At 72.5% G+C, this 16,721-nt stretch carries 15 protein-coding genes and 2 pseudogenes; 14 read left to right on the plus strand and 3 right to left on the minus strand.

The window, feature by feature from the left end; translation table 11 throughout:
• Window positions 1-65: 65 nt before the first annotated feature.
• Window positions 66-992: a LysR family transcriptional regulator gene (locus tag BLQ97_RS18095; RefSeq protein WP_091367436.1), complete on the minus strand. Its 927-nt coding sequence runs from the start codon at window positions 990-992 to the stop codon at window positions 66-68.
• Window positions 993-1,094: 102 nt separating this feature from the next.
• Here BLQ97_RS18095 and BLQ97_RS18100 point away from each other — a divergent pair, with 102 nt between their 5' ends.
• The 4 genes from BLQ97_RS18100 to BLQ97_RS23450 all read left to right on the plus strand — a co-directional run bounded on the left by BLQ97_RS18100 (window position 1,095) and on the right by BLQ97_RS23450 (window position 4,751).
• Window positions 1,095-1,955: a sugar phosphate isomerase/epimerase family protein gene (locus tag BLQ97_RS18100; RefSeq protein ID WP_139173745.1), complete on the plus strand. Its 861-nt coding sequence runs from the start codon at window positions 1,095-1,097 to the stop codon at window positions 1,953-1,955.
• Entirely contained in the window at window positions 1,952-2,701 is a 750-nt protein-coding gene (locus BLQ97_RS18105; RefSeq protein WP_091367438.1) for an SDR family NAD(P)-dependent oxidoreductase, read from the plus strand. The genes BLQ97_RS18100 and BLQ97_RS18105 overlap by 4 nt, the downstream gene beginning before the upstream one ends.
• An 86-nt stretch (window positions 2,702-2,787) precedes the next feature.
• Window positions 2,788-4,065 carry an MFS transporter gene (locus tag BLQ97_RS18110; protein WP_139173746.1) on the plus strand — a complete coding sequence of 426 codons (1,278 nt, stop codon included), beginning with the start codon at window positions 2,788-2,790 and terminating at the stop codon, window positions 4,063-4,065.
• An 83-nt stretch (window positions 4,066-4,148) separates the two neighbouring features.
• The gene (locus tag BLQ97_RS23450; protein ID WP_175471813.1) at window positions 4,149-4,751 is read left to right on the plus strand and encodes an amidohydrolase family protein; all 603 of its coding nucleotides are present in this window, start codon (window positions 4,149-4,151) and stop codon (window positions 4,749-4,751) included.
• A gap of 28 nt (window positions 4,752-4,779) precedes the next feature.
• Here BLQ97_RS23450 and dgoD read toward each other — a convergent pair whose 3' ends face one another.
• Window positions 4,780-5,925, minus strand: coding sequence for a galactonate dehydratase (dgoD, locus tag BLQ97_RS18120; protein WP_091367440.1), 1,146 nt, complete (start codon window positions 5,923-5,925; stop codon window positions 4,780-4,782).
• 162 nt (window positions 5,926-6,087) lie between these two features.
• Here dgoD and BLQ97_RS18125 point away from each other — a divergent pair, with 162 nt between their 5' ends.
• From BLQ97_RS18125 to BLQ97_RS18170, 10 genes and pseudogenes are all read left to right on the plus strand, one after another.
• Complete coding sequence (locus BLQ97_RS18125) at window positions 6,088-7,122, plus strand: arabinose ABC transporter substrate-binding protein (protein WP_091367441.1); 1,035 nt, start codon at window positions 6,088-6,090, stop codon at window positions 7,120-7,122.
• Window positions 7,123-7,318: 196 nt separating this feature from the next.
• Window positions 7,319-7,750, plus strand: a pseudogene (locus BLQ97_RS24460) (ATP-binding cassette domain-containing protein); the annotation flags it as partial.
• 348 nt (window positions 7,751-8,098) lie between these two features.
• Window positions 8,099-8,788, plus strand: a pseudogene (locus BLQ97_RS24465) (ATP-binding cassette domain-containing protein); the annotation flags it as partial.
• A complete protein-coding gene (locus BLQ97_RS18135) occupies window positions 8,785-9,843 on the plus strand; it encodes an ABC transporter permease (protein ID WP_211297276.1) in 1,059 nt (352 codons plus the stop codon). The pseudogene BLQ97_RS24465 and the gene BLQ97_RS18135, both read left to right, overlap by 4 nt.
• A 94-nt stretch (window positions 9,844-9,937) precedes the next feature.
• Window positions 9,938-10,717, plus strand: a complete 780-nt coding sequence (locus BLQ97_RS18140) for an SDR family oxidoreductase (protein WP_217637257.1) — start codon at window positions 9,938-9,940, stop codon at window positions 10,715-10,717.
• A 29-nt stretch (window positions 10,718-10,746) separates the two neighbouring features.
• Complete coding sequence (locus tag BLQ97_RS23455; protein WP_175471814.1) at window positions 10,747-11,433, plus strand: FadR/GntR family transcriptional regulator; 687 nt, start codon at window positions 10,747-10,749, stop codon at window positions 11,431-11,433.
• Window positions 11,430-12,299 (plus strand): aldose epimerase family protein, encoded by an 870-nt coding sequence (locus tag BLQ97_RS18155; RefSeq protein WP_091367443.1) that lies wholly within the window; start codon window positions 11,430-11,432, stop codon window positions 12,297-12,299. Before BLQ97_RS23455 ends, BLQ97_RS18155 begins: the two co-directional genes overlap by 4 nt.
• The gene (locus BLQ97_RS18160; RefSeq protein ID WP_091367444.1) at window positions 12,287-13,249 is read left to right on the plus strand and encodes an SMP-30/gluconolactonase/LRE family protein; all 963 of its coding nucleotides are present in this window, start codon (window positions 12,287-12,289) and stop codon (window positions 13,247-13,249) included. The genes BLQ97_RS18155 and BLQ97_RS18160 overlap by 13 nt, the downstream gene beginning before the upstream one ends.
• On the plus strand, window positions 13,246-13,929 hold the full coding sequence (locus BLQ97_RS18165) for a bifunctional 4-hydroxy-2-oxoglutarate aldolase/2-dehydro-3-deoxy-phosphogluconate aldolase (protein ID WP_217637258.1): 684 nt from the start codon (window positions 13,246-13,248) through the stop codon (window positions 13,927-13,929). The genes BLQ97_RS18160 and BLQ97_RS18165 overlap by 4 nt, the downstream gene beginning before the upstream one ends.
• Window positions 13,926-14,870 (plus strand): sugar kinase, encoded by a 945-nt coding sequence (locus BLQ97_RS18170; protein ID WP_091367446.1) that lies wholly within the window; start codon window positions 13,926-13,928, stop codon window positions 14,868-14,870. The genes BLQ97_RS18165 and BLQ97_RS18170 overlap by 4 nt, the downstream gene beginning before the upstream one ends.
• 1,178 nt (window positions 14,871-16,048) lie before the next feature.
• Here the strand turns inward: BLQ97_RS18170 and BLQ97_RS18175 are convergent.
• Window positions 16,049-16,696 carry a cysteine hydrolase family protein gene (locus BLQ97_RS18175; RefSeq protein WP_091367447.1) on the minus strand — a complete coding sequence of 216 codons (648 nt, stop codon included), beginning with the start codon at window positions 16,694-16,696 and terminating at the stop codon, window positions 16,049-16,051.
• Window positions 16,697-16,721: the final 25 nt, after the last annotated feature.

The raw sequence follows: 16,721 nt of genomic DNA on the forward strand, positions 1-16,721 counted from the left end.
GGACGACCGCACCTGCCTGGTGGACCGGCGTTCGGGTGAGTCTCGCGTGAGGACGCCGACGCGCATCAGTCCTCGCGCTGGGACTCGGCATCCGGTCGAGTCTGGGACTCGGCATCCAGTCGAGTTCTGGACGCCCTGACCACGCCGATCACCAGCGCGACGACGTCGCGGGCGTCGTTGCGCCGGACCACCCAGGTGTTCATGGGCTGACCGAGGTCCTGGACCGGACGCCACGCCCAGTCGGGCAACTGTCGCACCGCGGTGTGCGAGCTCACCAGCACCGCGTCGGCCTCCGCGGCCTCGGCGCAGGCCCGCGAGTGCTCGACGAACCGGGCGAAGATCCACACCGGGCTGATGCCGGACGAACTCGCGGCGGCCAGTATCCCGTCCTGTTGGGTGGGGATCTGGTCGCGGGAGTGGACCAGGACCCGCAGCTGGTCGAGGTCGGCGAGCCGGTAGGAGGCGGCGCTGGCGAGCGGGTGGTCCGGGCGCACGGCAACACCCAGTGGGTCGCTCGCGAGCAGGGCGGACCAGGTGTCAGCCGGCGGGAGCTGATGGACCACGGCCACGTCCAAGCGCCCCTGGGTGAGCAGTCGTAGTTGCTCGGCGCTCCCGGCCTCGACGAATCGCACATCAGCGCCGGGAACGTGGCGCAGCAGTCCGCGCGCGACCTCGGACGTCCACTCGGTCGACAGACCGGGGGGTAGACCGATCTGGACGAGCTCGCGCGGCGGCGTCTCGGCCCGCACCACCTCCCCGATCGAATCTGCCATGGCCACCACCTGCCGAGCGTGAGCGACGAACACCCGCCCGGCCGCGGTGACCGTGGCCCCGCTCGCTCCGCGAACGAACAGTTCTTCGCCCAGCTCCTTCTCGACGTCACGGACCTGACGGCTGAGCGAGGGCTGGGCGATCAGCAACGCCTCCGCTGCCCTGCCGAAGGACCCGTGACGGGCGACGGCCAGGACGTAGCGCATGTGGCGGAGCTCCACCGCTCCAGTGTCGTCGCACGGGCGGGCCATGCCCAGCGGGTATGGCCAGGGTGTCGTACCTGGTCTTGGACGGGGCGACGGGCGCCACCGTTCACTTGTGACGTGGCTGACAACGACGGTGACGTGACCGTGAACCCTCTGGGCGTGTGCTCGATCATGCTCTTCGGGCACACCCCGGAGGAAGCGATCGAGACGGTCCTGCGCTCGGGTGCGACCGGGATCGAGTGGCGGGTCGACGATCGTGGGCCGGGTGCAGGGTCCGACGTCTTCACCGACAACCGGTGCACCCTGCGTTTCGAGGACGTCGCCAGAACCGTGGAACGGTGTCGCCGGGCCGGACTCGAGGTCGTCGGCCTGGACACCTATGTCGACACCGGCGACGTGGCGACTGCTCGTCGCGCAGCCGCCGCCGCGGCTGAGGCCGGCGTCGGCTGGTTCCGTTTCCGGGCGCCGTGGCGCGATGGGACGGCGTGGTCGGAGCAGGCGCAGGCCGCCCGTCGGTTCGTCGACGAGCTGGAGAGGATCACCTCGCGACACGGAGTGCGGGCGCTGCTCGAGCTGCACCAGCGCTCGATCTGCCCGAGCGCTTCGCTGACCGCCCGGATCCTCGACGGGGCTGACCCCGCTCTGATCGGTGCGATCTACGACGCCGGGAACCTGCTGGTGGAGGGGTACGAGGACCACGACACCGCGATCGAGCTCCTGGGCGCCCACCTGGCACACGTACACGTCAAGAACGCCCGTTACGTTCCCTCCGAGCCCGGCATCCCCTGGGTCTTGCAGTGGTCTCCGATGGACGACGGCCTGCTCGACGTCGTCGCCCTGCGCCGGGCACTGCACCGCGGCGGCTACCGAGGCTGGCTCTCGCTCGAGGACTTCACTGCCGACCTCGCTCCGGTCGAGGCGCTGCGTCGAGGACTCGAGGTCCTGGACCGGGCCGAGCCCGCGATGGTGACGGCATGAGGGCCGAGCGGGTCGCCGTGGTCACCGGCGGCGCCGGCGGGCTCGGCGCGGCCATCGGGGCCCACCTGAGCGCGTCGGCCGACGTGGTGCTGCTGGCCGACCGCGACCTCGACGGCGCCCGCACGCAGGCCGACCGCATCGACCGTGCACAGGCTCACGAGCTCGACGTGGCCGACGACGCCTCGGTCGAGGCGTTCGTCAACGACGTGGGTGAGCGGTTCGGCCGCATCGACGTCGTGGTCAACAACGCCGCGGTCACCGCGCCTCGCGAGCTGGACTCCTTGCAGCGGGAGGCCTGGGAGCGCGTGATGGCGGTCAACGTCTGGGGACCGACCGCGTTGTGTCGGGCCGCCGCGGGCCTGTGGCGTAGCACCGGCACCGGTGGGCGGGTCGTCAACATCACCTCGCGTACCTGGCTCTCCGGGGGGCCGGTGGCCTACGTGACGTCCAAGGCGGCGGTCGTGGGGCTGACCCGCTCGCTGGCCCTGGAGTTCGCGCCGCTGGGCGTGACCGTCAACGCGGTCGCTCCGAGCATGGTCGCCACACCGTTCACCCGGACTGGACGCACCGAAGCCGAGTACGCGGCCTTCGAGGCCAAGCACCTGGCGATGACCCCGATGGGGCGATTCGCCACTCCGGACGACATCGCCGAAGCAGTCGGGTTCCTGGCCTCGCCCGGAGCCGGCTTCATCACCGGCGAGGTCCTGCACGTGTGCGGCGGCGCGCAGCTCGCGCCTTCGCCCTGAGCAGTCCTGCTCGCGCACCAGCTCGCACCGCACTCAATCCGTGGCCGGGATGACCCGGACCCGTGGCTCTCGATGAGGAGTACCCGATGACGACCGACCTGAGCCGTCCTCCTGCGGACGGCACCACCGACACCGGCCGAGCATGGATGCCCTGGGCGGTGACCGCCGCCGCCGCCGGCGCGCACGTCCTGGTGTTCTTGGACAAGGGCCTGCTCGGCCTGGTCGCCACTCCCATCCGCACCGAGTTCGGCATGTCCGCGACGACCTACGGGCTGATCAGCAGCGCGACCTATCTCCTCACCATGGTCAGTTGCCTGGCGATCGCGCTGTCCGGGCGTCGGGTGTCGACCCGTGCGGTGCTCCTGGGCTGTGGCGCGTTGATCGCCCTCGGTCAGATCCCAGCAGCCCTGGCAGGGGGCGCCCTGATGCTCATCGCGAGCCGGGTCGTGGTCGGTACCGCCGAGGGCCCGGCCGTACCGCTGGCTCACACCGCCGCCTACTCCTGGTTCCCTGCCAGCCGACGAGGCCTACCCGCCGCCATCATCACCAGCGGCGCGTCGTTCTCCAAGATCGCCCTCTTGCCGGTCATCTCCCTGCTGGTGGTCACTCTCGGCTGGCGGATCGGGTTCGTCGCCATCGGTGTCGTTGCCCTGGTGTGGCTGACCGTGTGGTACTTCCTCGGTCGGACGGGCCCGCACGCCGGCACCGACCCGACCGCTCCGGCGCGCAGCGATCGCAGCTGGATGCGCGGGCTGCTCACCCCGACCATGCTCGCCTGCCTGTTCGCCACCTTCGCCCAGGGCGCATTGGCCGCGGTCGTCTTCACCTGGCTGCCGTCCTACTTCCAGAACGCGCTCGGCTTCTCCGCTGCCGCCTCCGGCACGCTGTTCGCACTCCCCAGCGTCGCCGGGCTCGGTGCACTGTTCCTCATCGGCGGACTGGGCGACCGGATCATGCGCCGCGGCGCCCCTGCGCGTGTCGGCCGCGGTCGGGTCGGCGGCATCTGCCTCCTGGCGTCAGGTCTCGTGCTCGCCGCGATCCCGCTACTGGACGCCCCCGTCGTAGCGGTCGCCGCAGTCATCCTCGGCTACGGCTTCTCGGTCACGGTCAACACCGTCACCTTCCCGGTCGTGTCGGAACTGTTCGAGGCGGCCCACCGAGCCGGTGCGCTGGCCATGATCACCGTGGCGTCCGCAGCAGCCGGCGTCATCAGTCCGCTCATCGCCGGTCGTCTCATCGACACCGGGGTCGCCCCGGGGAGCGGCTACACCGCATCCTTCCTCGTCTTCGGGCTCGTGCTCGCACTCGGTGGGCTGGTCTTCGCCCTGGCGGTCGACCCCGTCCGGGACCGCGCGTCGGCCTGACCCGAGCCACCTGCCCTCGACCGCCGGCGGTCTGCGATGCCCGCCGGCGGTCACCTGAGGACGACTGGAGATCGGAGCCGGCTGTGGAACAACTCGAGCCCGCGCTGCGCGGACACGGAGTGCGCGGGGAGCGCATCTCCACCCCGGCCGGGCCGGGGGTCGAGCTCGACGATCCGACTGTGGCCGACTCCTGGGCCGCCGCCGAGGAGCTGGACACCGCGGTGCTCATCCACCCGGAGGGCTGGGCGCTGGGGGAGCGACTGGACGCCCACAACTCGTCCCATTCGGTCGGGCACCCGACCGGGGCGGCGCTGGCGCTGTTGCGAACCGTCTTCGCCGGCCTGCTCGAGCGCCATCCGCGGCTGCGGATCCGGTCGGCGTGCGACAGCGGCTACCTCGCCGGCTACGTCATGCGCGCCGGCCATGCATGGTCAGGCCGGCCGGACGCGCACACCACCGAGCAGCTGCCGCGGTGCACCGGGGTCGACTCGCTCGTCCACCCGCCCGGTCAGCTGCACCACCTCGTCGACGTCATGCGTCCCATCCAGGTGACGCTGGGCAGCGACCTCCCCCGCGACACGGGCGTCGAGGACCCCGTCGGTCGGCTGGAGGCCGGCCTCGACGTCGCCACCACCGACGCCATCCGCGGAGGCGCCGCCGCCGGCCTGCTCGGACTGGACAGGTGAGGAGTCGGTGGGATCGCCTGACCTCGCCTCACCACTCGGCGAGGCTGCCGTCGGCGTGCCGCCAGACGGGGGACCGCCACCGGTGGCCCGTGGCCGCCGCGGTGCGCACCGCTTGCTCGTCCACCTCGATCCCCAGGCCCGGGGCGGTCAGCCGTTCGACGAAGCCGTCCCGCAACTCGAACACCGACGGGTCGAGCAGGTGGTCGAGGGTGTCGGCGCCGACGTTGTAGTGGATGCCGAGGCTGGTTTCCTGGATCAGCGCGTTGGGGCTGGCCAGGTCCACCTGCAGGCAGGCCGCCAGCGCGATCGGCCCCAGGGGGCAGTGGGGTGCGAGGGCCACGCCGTAGGTCTCGGCGAGCGCGGCGATGCGCCGGCACTCGGAGATCCCGCCGGCGTGGGACAGGTCCGGCTGGACGACGGCGATCCCGCTGTCGAGCGCCGTGCGGAAATCCCACCGCGAGTACAGCCGCTCCCCGGTCGCGATCGGCACCGTCGTCGAGGCACAGATCCGCGACAGCTCGGTGAGGAGCTCGGGTACCACGGGTTCCTCGACGAAGAGCGGTCGCAGCGGCTCGAGCTCCTGGCAGAGCACGCGAGCGAGGGCGGGGGAGACCCGGCCGTGGAAGTCGACGGCGACGTCTCGATCCGGACCGAGCACCTCCCGCACCGCGGCCACGCGGTCGACGACGGCCCGGATCTCGCTCACGGACTCCAGTGAGCGCAGGCGACCGCCGGCGTTCATCTTCACGGCCGTGTACCCCGCCGCCACCCGTTCGGCCGCCCCGGCCGCGACCTCGGCGGGCTCGTCCCCGCCGACCCAGCCGTACATCCGCACGCGATCGCGCACCGGCCCGCCCAGGAGGTCGTGCACCGGGACACCGAGCGCCTTGCCCTTGATGTCCCACAGGGCCTGGTCGATACCGGCGACGGCACTGGAGAGGATCGGGCCGCCGCGGTAGAAGCCACCGCGGGTCATCGTCTGCCACAGGTCCTCGATGCGGGACGCCTCCGCGCCGACGAGGTCGTCGGCCAGCTCGTCGACAGCGGCCGCCACCGTGTGCGCGCGGCCCTCGACGACCGGCTCGCCCCAGCCCACCACTCCCTCGTCGGTCTCCACGCGCAAGAACAGCCAGCGGGGTGGGACGAGGAACGTCTCCAGGCGGGTGATCTTCACGAACCGTCCCCTCTGCACTCTGCCGGCGCCGGACCACGCCTCCGGTCCTGCTCGGGACGGAGGCCGACTCAGTGTGGCGTAGTTGACACTCCGCCGCACACATTGGTATGAAAATAGCATAAATGTTGTGACCTGGGCCGCAGGCTCGGAGATGGAGTGAAGATGCTGTCCTCAACCCGGCGCCGCCCCCTGGCGCGCGCCTCGGTCGTCGCCGGCCTGGCACTGGCGACAGTCCTGTCCGCGTGCTCCTCCGGCCAGGAGGCCGGCTCCGGTGGCGGTTCTGGCGGTGGTTCCGACGACGGCGCGCTGCGCATCGCCTACATCCAGAAGCAGGGCGATCAGCAGTACTTCGTCGACCAGGCGCAGGGCGCCCAGGAGGCGGCCGACGAGCTCGGCGTGGAGCTCGACGTCGTCGACGTCGGTACGGACGCGAACAAGGCCATCAGCGCGATCGACACCGAGGTCGCCCGCGGAGTGGACGGGATCATCATCGTCGTCCCCGACCAGCAGATCGGGCCCACCGTCGCCCAGGCGGCGACCAACGCGGGCGTGCCGCTGCTGGCGAGTGACGACAGCATCGAGGACGGCTCCGGCAACGCCGTGCCGTTCGTCGGCTTCAACGGCACCCAGATGGGCGAGGCAGTGGGTGAGGAAGCCGCCCGCCTGTTCACCGAGTCCGGCTGGAACGCGGCGGACACGCGCGTCATCTCGGCCTACAAGCAGGACCTGTCGGTCTGCGCCGACCGCGTGCAGGGGGCCAGGAGCACCTTCGAGGCGAACGGCGGCGGCGAGGTCGAGGTCATCGACGTCGGGACCGACAACTCCGCCACTGGTGCGCAGGACGAGGCCGGTGCCGTGATCACCGCCAACCCGGGTGTGAAGCACTGGATCGTCTGGGGCTGCAACGACGAGAACGTCGACGGGGTCGTGACCGCCCTGCAGAACAGCGGCGTGTCTCCCGACGACATCAACGGCGTCGGGCTCGGTGCCTACCTCGCCTGCAAGCCGTGGGCGGCCGGTGAGGCGACCGGCATGAGGTCGGCGCTGTTCATCTCCGGCGCCGAGGTGGGCCGCACCGCCGTCGAGGAGATGGTGCAGGCGCTGCAGGACGGCGAGGACCTGCCCGCCGAGACGTTCGCGAACACGGAGATCGTCACCGCCGACAACTACGAGGATGCCGGCGTCGTCTGCACCTGACCGGTTCCCGGCGGCGCCCGACCTCCCGGGCGCTGCCGGGTCCCACCCCCTCCACCACCCCCTCCACCAGCCCACCCACCGTCCACCCGCTCGCACCGGGCAGGGAGAGCACGTGACCACCACCTCCACACCCCCGACGCTGGTCGCCGAGGGGATCGGCAAGTCCTTCGCCGGCGTGCATGCGCTCACCGACGTGACCCTGGAGATCCGACCCGGCGAGGTCCTGGCCCTCATGGGTGAGAACGGGGCCGGGAAGTCGACCCTGCTGAAGATCCTCTCCGGGGACCAGCCGCCGGACACGGGGACCCTCCGGATGCACGGGGAACCGGTGACCTTCTCCTCGCCGGCCGACGCCATGGCCGCCGGGGTCCGCGTCATCTACCAGGAGCCCGAGATCGTCCCGCACGTCTCGGTGGCCGAGAACGTCTACATCGGCCGGCTGCCCGCCACGGCTCGCCGGTTCAACCGCCGGGCGCTGCGCGAGCGGGTCCGCGCAGACCTGGAGCGGACCGGCTTCACCGGCGCCATCGACCCCGACACCCTCGGCAGCCGGCTGTCCGCCGCGCAGCGTCAGCTCATCGAGATCCTGCGGGCGCTGACCAGCGACACCGCGGTGCTCGCCTTCGACGAGCCGACGTCGTCGCTGTCCGACGCCGAGACCGAGTCCCTCTTCCGCCTGATCCGGGAACTCCGGGAGAGCGGCGTGGCGATCGTCTACGTGTCGCACCGGATGAAGGAGATCTTCGAGCTGGCCGACCGCATCGCCGTGCTCCGCGACGGGCGGCTGATCGGCGTCCGTCCGGCCGCGGAGACCGACGAGGAGGAACTGGTCCGCATGATGGTCGGCCGCGACCTCTCCTCCATGTTCCAGCGGAGGCACACCGGGGCGGCCGACCAACCCGTGGCCTCCACGGAGTCCCGCCGACCGGTGCTGGAGCTGCGCGGCGTGACCAGCGACGACGTCTCCGACGTCGACCTGGTCGTGCACGCCGGCGAGGTCGTCGGCCTCGCCGGACTGGTCGGTGCCGGGCGCTCGGAACTCGCCCGCGCCGTGGTCGGCGACGTGCCGCTGCGCGGCGGCCAGGTCGTGGTCAACGGCCGGCCCCTGCGGTTGCGCACCCCCGGCGACGCCGTCGCCGCCGGCATCGGCTTCGCGCCCGAGGAGCGCAAGGCCGACGCGCTGCTGATGCACCGCACCGTGCGGGACAACCTCTCCCTCGCGGTGCTCGACCGGCTCTCCCGGCTGCGCTTCGTCAGAACGCGAGCGGAGCGGGAGCTGGTCGACCGGTACGTGGAGCAACTCCGGGTGCGCACTCCCAGCCCGGAACAGCAGATCCGCAAGCTCTCCGGTGGCAACCAGCAGAAGGTCGTGCTGGCCCGCTGGCTGGCCCGCCGCCCGGACGTCCTGATCCTCGACGAGCCCACCCGGGGCGTCGACGTCGGCGCGAAGGCGGAGATCTACGCGATCATCGACGAGCTCGCCGCCAGCGGCGTGGCCCTGCTCGTCATCTCGTCGGAGCTGCCCGAGGTGCTCGGGCTCTCCGACCGCATCGTCGTCATGCAGAACGGCCGGATCGCCGGCGAACTCGACCGCGACGAGGCCACCGAGGAACGCATCCTCGCCCTGGCCATCGCCGACCACGCAGCAGAAGGAGCCTCCCGGTGACCGGCACCCGCGCCCCCCTTCCCGCCCAGACGAGCACGGCGGCCGCCGACGCGACGACGCCCAGCGCGAGGCGCCCCTCCCCGCTGCACCGCGTCCTCGAGGCGGTCGGCGTGACCAACGTCAGCCTGCTGATCGCCCTGGCCCTCGTCATCCTGGTGATCGGCTCCCAGAACGCCGACTTCTTCCGCGGTTCGAACCTGATCGTCATCGGCACCGCCGTGGCCATCTCCGGCCTGCTCGCGGTCGTCCAGACGGTCGTGATCATCGCCGGCGGACTGGACATCTCCGTGGGATCCGTCGCGGGACTGGCCTCGGTCGCGTCGGCCATGATCTTCACCGCCACGGGGTCGACGGCCGTCCTCGGGCTGGCCGGCGCCGTGCTGATCGGACTGCTCTGCGGCCTGGTCAACGGCGCGATCATCGTCTACGGGCGGGTGAACCCGGTCATCGCCACCCTCGCCACCCTCGCGGCCTTCAAGGGCATCGCGCAGCTGATCAGCAACGGTCGTGCCCAGGGCTACACCGGGAGCGACCCGATCTTCATCTTCCTGGCCCGCGGCTCGATCCTCGGCATCCCCACGCTGATCTGGGTCCTGCTGCTCGTCGCGGGCCTGCTGCACGTCATGCTCAAGTACACCGACATCGGCCGGAAGATCTACGCCCTCGGTGGCAACGACGCAGCCGCCCGCCTGGCCGGGATCAACATCAACCGCTACATCCTCGCGATCTTCGCCCTCGCGGGCATGGTCGCCGGCATCGCCGGCGTCCTCATCACCGCCCGTACCGGCTCGGGCCAGCCCATCTCCGGCAGCGAAGGCCTGGAGCTGGAGGCGATCACCGCCGCCGCGCTCGGTGGCACCGCCCTCAAGGGCGGCAAGGGCAGCATCATCAGCACCCTGCTGGCCGTGCTGCTGCTCGGCGTGCTCATCAACGGCATGACCCTCCTCGGCGTCAACCCCTTCTGGCAGAACGTCGCGAAGGGCACCTTGCTCGTCGTCGCCGTCGTCATCCAGCAGCTCCGCAGCGGCGAGCGGCGGGTCGGGATCCCCCAGTGACCCGACCGCGCAACCAGTTCGTGTACTCCGGGGGGAGTCCCGCATGACCGCAGCCCATCCCACCGGCGGCGCCGCGCCGTCCGGCAGAGGCCCGGTGACGACCGTGCCGGCGCCGATGGCCAAGGCGGTCGTGTTGGTCACCGGCGGGGCGCAGGGCATCGGCGCCGCCGTCGTGGAGGCCGCCGTCGGTCAGGGGGCCGCGGTGTCGTTCTGCGACCTCACGGCGGAGGCAGGCGAGAAGCTGGCCGCGCGGCTGACCGGCGAGGGGCACCGGGTGTTCTTCCAGCCGGCCGACGTCACCGACGCCGACTCCGTCGCCGCGTGGGTGGCGGCTGCCGAGGCGGAGCTGGGCCTGCCCACGGCGCTGGTCAACAACGCCGGTCGCAACGCCTACTTCGACCCCGTGGCCATGTCCGAGCAGGACTGGGACGACGTGTTCGGCGTGGACCTGAAGGGTGCCTGGCTGTGCTCGCGCGCGGTGCTGCCGGCCATGTCTGCCGCGGGCCGGGGCAGCATCGTCAACATCGCGTCGCTGCACGCCCGGCTCACCCAACGCGGCATGTTCCCCTACGCGGCAGCCAAGTCCGGGCTCGTCGGGCTCACCCGCAGCCTCGCGCTCGAGGTCGCGGAGAAGGGGATCCGCGTGAACGCTCTCTCGCCCGGCTACATCCGCACCGCGCTGGCCGAGGAGTACTTCGCCGAGCGCCGAGGCCTCGGGGAGGAGGAGCGGGTGCTCGGTGTCCAGCCGCTCGGGCGCATCGGCACTCCCGCCGAGGTCGCTCAGGTGGCCTGCTTTCTCGCCTCGGACGCGGCGTCCTTCGTCACCGGCGCCGACTGGGCGGTCGACGGCGGCTTCGGCGTGAGGTTCGCGTGAGGGCGCGGCGCGGACTGCACGGCACCGTCGTGGACGAGCTCGGCTCACAGATCGTCAGCGGAGCCATCCCCGAGGGCACCGTGCTGGTCCCGGACGAGCTGTGCGAGCGCTACGGCGTCTCTCGGACCGTGGTCCGTGAGACCTTGCGCGTACTCGAGGCCAAGGGGCTGCTGTCCGCCCGGCAGAACGTGGGCACGCGGGTGCACGGCAGCAGCGACTGGGACGTGCTCGACCACGACGTCATCCTCTGGCGCATCCGCAGCAGCGACTACGCGGCCGTGACCCGGGAGCTGCTGGAGATGCGATCCGCCGTCGAACCCCATGCCGCCGGCCTGGCGGCCCGGAGGGCGGACGAGACGGGGGTCCGCGAGTTGCGCGAGGCGTACGCGGCCATGGTGGAGGCAGCCGGACGTGGCGACGTCGGGGCGTGGACGAGCGCGGACATCGTGTTTCACTCGGCTCTGTTGCGGGCGTCCGGCAACCCGATGATCGCCCAGCTCTCGAAGACGGTCGCCGCCGCGCTCGAGGCCCGCTCGGGCGAGGTGGCCGTGGAGGGCATCTCCCCGCACGCCGTCGACATGCACGGGGCTCTGGTGGACGCAGTCTCGTCGGGCGACGCGGTGGCGGCGCAGATGCGGATGGAGCAACTGCTCGGCGAGGCCGGCGACCAGATGGCCACGCTGATGGACCGTCTGGACCGGGCCCAGACCGGATGACCCGACCCGCATCGGAGCCGGCCGGCCTGACCTGGGAGGTGGACCTGGCTCACGGCGCGCGGCTGACCGGGCTGACCGATCCCCGGGGACGGCAGTGGCTGGCCGACGACGACCGGCCCGGCCGCCGCCCCGGCGGGCCGGACGACCGCTTCACCGACGGCCCGCTGGCCGGCTGGGACGAGATGCTGCCCAGCATCGACCCCTGCCTCCTGGACGAGGGCGGCCGGCAAGTGGCTGTCGGGGACCACGGCGACCTGTGGTGCCGGCCCTGGTCGGGCGACGTCACGGAGCACGCCGTCGACGGCGCGAGCCTGCCCTTCCGGCTGCGGCGACGGGTCACCGGAACCCCGTGCGGGATCCGGCTCGACTACGAGCTCACCGTCACCGGGGACCGCGTGGTCCCTCTCCTCTGGGCCGCTCATCCCCAGTTCGCGCTGCGCCCCGGCACGCGGTTGGTGCTGCCCAAGCAGGTGTCGGTCCTGCGTGTCGACGGCGACGACCCCGAGTCCGGGTCGTGGGCCGCCACCGTCGACCCCGGCAGGCTCGTGACGCCGGGGGGCTGCGGCAAGTGGTACGTCGACCCGGCGGGCTCGCCCGCGCTGCACGGTGCGGCGCTGGTGGACCCCGACGGCGGCTGGCTGCGCCTGACGTGGGACCCCGGCGACCTGCCGTACCTGGGGATCTGGCTCGACCGGGGACACCTGGCCGCCGGGGACGTGCTGGCGATCGAACCGAGCTCGGGCTTCTACGACCGGCTCGACCGTGCGGCCGCCGCGGGGAACGTGTGGACCGTGGCGCCCGGCCGGCCGCGCCGGTGGTGGGTGGCACTCGACGCAGGAGAGGACGGAGAACCGTGGCGGACCTGATCGCCCGGCCGGTCGACGGGCCGGTCACCGAGCACGGCGAGGGGCCGGTCTGGGACGCCGACCGACAGGAGCTGCTCTGGGTCGACCTGCTGGCCGGCCGTGTGCACCGCGCCCTGGCCGGCGGCGGGACCCTGCAGTCCGGTGGGGTCGTGGACGTCGGCGGCACCGTGGGCGCGGTCCTGCCGGCCCGCGGCGGGGGATGGGTCCTCGCCGCCGACGACGGCTTCGCGCACCTCTCCGCCGACGGCTCCGTCCGCCGCCTCCTCGACCTGTCCACCGAGGAACTCGGTCGCACCCGGATGAACGACGCTGCCTGCGATCCCGCTGGGCGGTTGCTCGCCGGCACGATGGCGTTCGACGCGTCGCCCGGGTCCGGCAGCTTCTACCGGGTCGACCTCGACGGGACGGTGACCCGGCTGCTGAGCGGCCTGACCATCTCCAACGGCATCGCCTTCAGCCCCGACGGGACGGTGCTGTACCTGGTCGACTCCGGTCCGGCCACCATCTGGGCCTTCGACTACGACGTCGACTCCGGGACCCTCGGCAGTCGCCGGCCCCTCGTCGTCGCCGAACCGGGCGCCGGCGGACCGGACGGACTGTGCACGGACGACGAGGGCTGCCTCTGGGTGGCCATGTGGGGTGGCGGGCAGGTGCGCCGCTACGCCCCCACCGGGGAGCTGCTCACCGCCGTCGACCTGCCGGTGTCCCAGCCGACCAGCTGCTGCTTCGCCGGCGCCGACGGGCGCCTCCTGGTGATCAGCACCTCCCCGCTCGGCCTGCCCGAGCGGGTGCACCGGCAGGAACCGCTGGCGGGCCGGCTGTTCGTCGCCGACGTCGGCGTCACCGGCCCGGCCGCCACGCCGTACGACGGCCCGCTCGCCGGCTGGACCGAACGGCCCGGCACGCCACTGGACATGTCCTGCACGGACGAGAGAGGTCCCGCCCGATGAGCCGACCACCCACCGCCTCGCCGCCCCGCCGGCCGATGAGCCCCCAGCTGCAGGACACCGGGGTGGTCGCGATCCTCCGTGCCGCAGACGGGCAGCGGCTCGGCGACGTGATCGACGTCCTGGTGGAGTGCGGGGTCACCTGCCTGGAGATCACGATGAACACCCCGGGCGCGCTGGCTGCCGTCACGGCGACCCGGGACCGGTTCGGCGACCGGGTGGACGTCGGCGTCGGCACCGTCCGCTCCGCCGAGCAGGTCGGTCCCGCCGCGGATGCAGGAGCCCGGTTCGTCGTGTGCCCCGACACCGTGCCCGCCGTCGGTGCCGCCGTCGTCGCCGCGGGGCTGTCCTGGTACCCGGGTGCGTTCACCGCCAGCGAGGCCACGACCGCGTGGGGGGCGGGCGCGACGGCGGTCAAGCTGTTCCCCGCCAGCGCCGGCGGCCCGCGCTACCTGCGGGAACTGCGCGCGCCGCTGGACGACGTGCCGTTCATCCCCACCGGGGGGGTGCGCCTCGAGCAGGTCCCCGAGTACGTCACGGCGGGGGCCGTCGCGCTCGGCATCGGCAGCCCGCTGCTGGGGAACGCACTGACGGGAGGTCTGCTGGACGGCGAGGACGGTCTCTCGGCACGGGCGCAGGAGGTCGTGGCGGCAGTCGCGACCGCGCGGGCGGCGATCCGATGACCCCGGGACTGCTCGCGATCGGGGAGACGATGGCCGCGCTGTCGGCTCCCCAGGTCGGCCCACTGCGCCGAGCCCGCAGCCTCGACCTGCGGATAGCAGGGGCCGAGAGCACCGTCGCCATCGGCGCCGCCCGGTTGGGTGTGCGCGCCGCGTGGATCGGACGGGTCGGCGACGACGAGTTCGGCGCGCTGATCCGGGAGACCCTCGCCGGACAGGGCGTCGACGTCTCCGGCGTGGTCGTAGACCCGGATGCGCCGACCGGGCTGATGTTCAAGGAGCGGCGCGCGAGTGGCACCACACGGGTGAGCTACCGGCGCGCGGACGGCGCCGGAGCCCGGCTGGCACCGTCCGACATCGACGTCGGGGCGGTCCGGGCCGCCGCGGCCGTTCACGTCAGCGGGATCACGCCGGCGCTGTCCACTTCGGCGCGAGAGGCGGTCCGGCTGGCCGTCGGTGAGGCTCGCGCGGCCGGGACCCTGGTGTCGCTCGACCTGAACCACCGGTCGTCGCTCTGGCAGGGTCGCGACCCGGCCGCGGAGTACCGATGGCTCGTCGAGCGCGCCGACATCGTCTTCGCCACCGAGGCGGAGGCGCAGCTGCTCGTGCCCGGCCGGACGCCGGTCGAGTTGGCCCGCGCGCTCAGCGAGATGGGGCCCGCAAGCGTCCTGCTGAAGTGCGGGGCCGACGGCGCCACGGCCGTCGTCGACGGCGTCGTGCTCGACGCGCCGGTCTTCCGGGTGCGCGAGACCGATCCCGTGGGCGCGGGCGACTCCTTCGCCGCCGGCTGGCTGGCCGACACGCTCGCCGGTGCGGAGCCGGCACAGCGCCTGCGCACCGCGGCGGCCGCCGGTGCCTTCGCGGTCACCGTCGACGGTGACTGGGAGGGCCTGCCGTCCCGGGCGGAGCTGCACCTGCTGGAGGGGCACGACATCCACCGCTGAGCGAGACCGGAGGCGCACGGCATCCGAACCACCGCCTCGGCGATGCCCGTGGGACGCGCGGCCTGCGCGCCGCAGGCTCGCGGATGCACGCCGCCTGCGGCGGGGAGCCGCGCACCCGCGGGTTGGTGGGGGTCAACCGGGGCAGCACCGGCGAACCTCTGGTGGTCCAGCGCGCCTGGGGCTTGCCCAAGCCCGGGAAGTCTGTCCGCCAGGCGGACCCTCACCGATCGGGAGCTGGTGGATACCCGAGGGCTGGATCGCCGACCGGGCTCGCTGCGCTGAGGGGCAGGTGCGGAGGTCGGCAACGACGAGATGAGTCGGCCAGTGCACCCCGCCGTCCGCGGCCGAGCTCGACCATGACCCCCCTCCGTCCACGGTCCGCGCAGGGACGCCCGGTCCCGGAGGCGGCGCCACGTCCGCGCACGTGGCGGCCTGATACTGCAGGACCCTCCGAGACACCGTCACGCTCCGCGACGGGCAGAGGCGGGTGCACCAGATGCCCTCGTGCAGGTGGGCGTGGCGATCCTTGACCACCATCTTGACCACCATTGGACCAGGGCCGGGGCTGTTCACTCGTGTCCGCTGCCGTCCCGTGTACCAGCTGACCTGGGCACATGGACTGAGACGAACCTGCACGAACCCTCGGCCGACGGCTGGGGGTCACGGGGTCGCAGGTTCAAACCCTGTCAGCCCGACAGCGGAGAACCGCAGCTCAGGGGCCGTGTCCGGAGAGATCCGGAACGGCCCCTGACTGCTCTCTCGCGGCGGTTGACCACCACGAGCCGACCCCGTGCTGGCCCTGGCCGGTGGCCGCGGTCGCCGGGTGTGTCCACGGCTCGGCGGGCGATGTCGAGGGAGACGTGACCGCGGATGTCGCCGGTGATGGCGACCGACGAGTGACCGAGGACATCTGGACGACCTCGAGGCGGACACCCCAGGTGAGCATCACGCTGGCGGCGGGCAGCTCGTGGCCACGGGCACACCGCAGCAGGTCAGCACCGCCCCGGACCGCTGACCGACGTCGGCGTGGCACGGGTGCCGGCCGTGGCAGTCCGACCCTGACGCGCAGCCCGAGCCGTTGAGGGGCGTGCCCGGCGGCAGGTGTGCGGAGCCGCCCGAGACGGAGGGGGTGTGCCGGGCGGCTCCGCTCGACGTGTCCGAGGGGACGAGACGCGTCGCTACTCGCTGCTCGGCCCCGCCACGAGCCGGCGGAAGTGCTCCGCGGTCATGACGTGAGCGGTGGAGAACGCGAGGATGGAGAGGGTGGCGCGGTGCACGTCGTCGGCGGACATGGCACCCCATCCGACGTCGGGGTAGTCGAACGTGCCCGTGGCGTCGGAGAGGAACGCCACCTTGTAGTTGTGGAACATGGCGTCACGTGCGGTCGCGTGACAGCAGTTCTCCGTGGTGGTCCCGGAGACGACGACCGTGTCGACGCCCCACTCGCGCAGGATCAGGTCCAGGTCCGTGGCGAAGAAGCCGCTGTAGCGGTGCTTCTTGATGACGTGCTCGCCGGGCGCCGGGGCCAGAGCCGGGAAGATCTCCGCTCCCGGGGTGCCGTCGACGAGGGCGGCCCGCTGGTCGATCGGCGGGTAGAGGTCGTCGTACAGGCCCATGTCCGAGCCGTCCTCGCGGTGGACGTGAGCCGTGTAGATCACGCGGATCCCGTGGTCCCGGCAGAACGCGAGCGTCTGCGCCAGCTCGCCGGCCATCGCCAGAGCCTGCTTGGACTGCAGCGCCGCACCGTCGGCGACGAAGTCGTTCTGCATGTCGACGACGACCATGGCCGTCGTCGCGGGGTCGATGCGGTCGAACGTGTACGGCACGGGGGCCTCCAGGTCGTGTCGTCGG

It is taken from the genome of Geodermatophilus telluris (assembly GCF_900102745.1).
Lineage (GTDB): Bacteria > Actinomycetota > Actinomycetes > Mycobacteriales > Geodermatophilaceae > Geodermatophilus > Geodermatophilus telluris.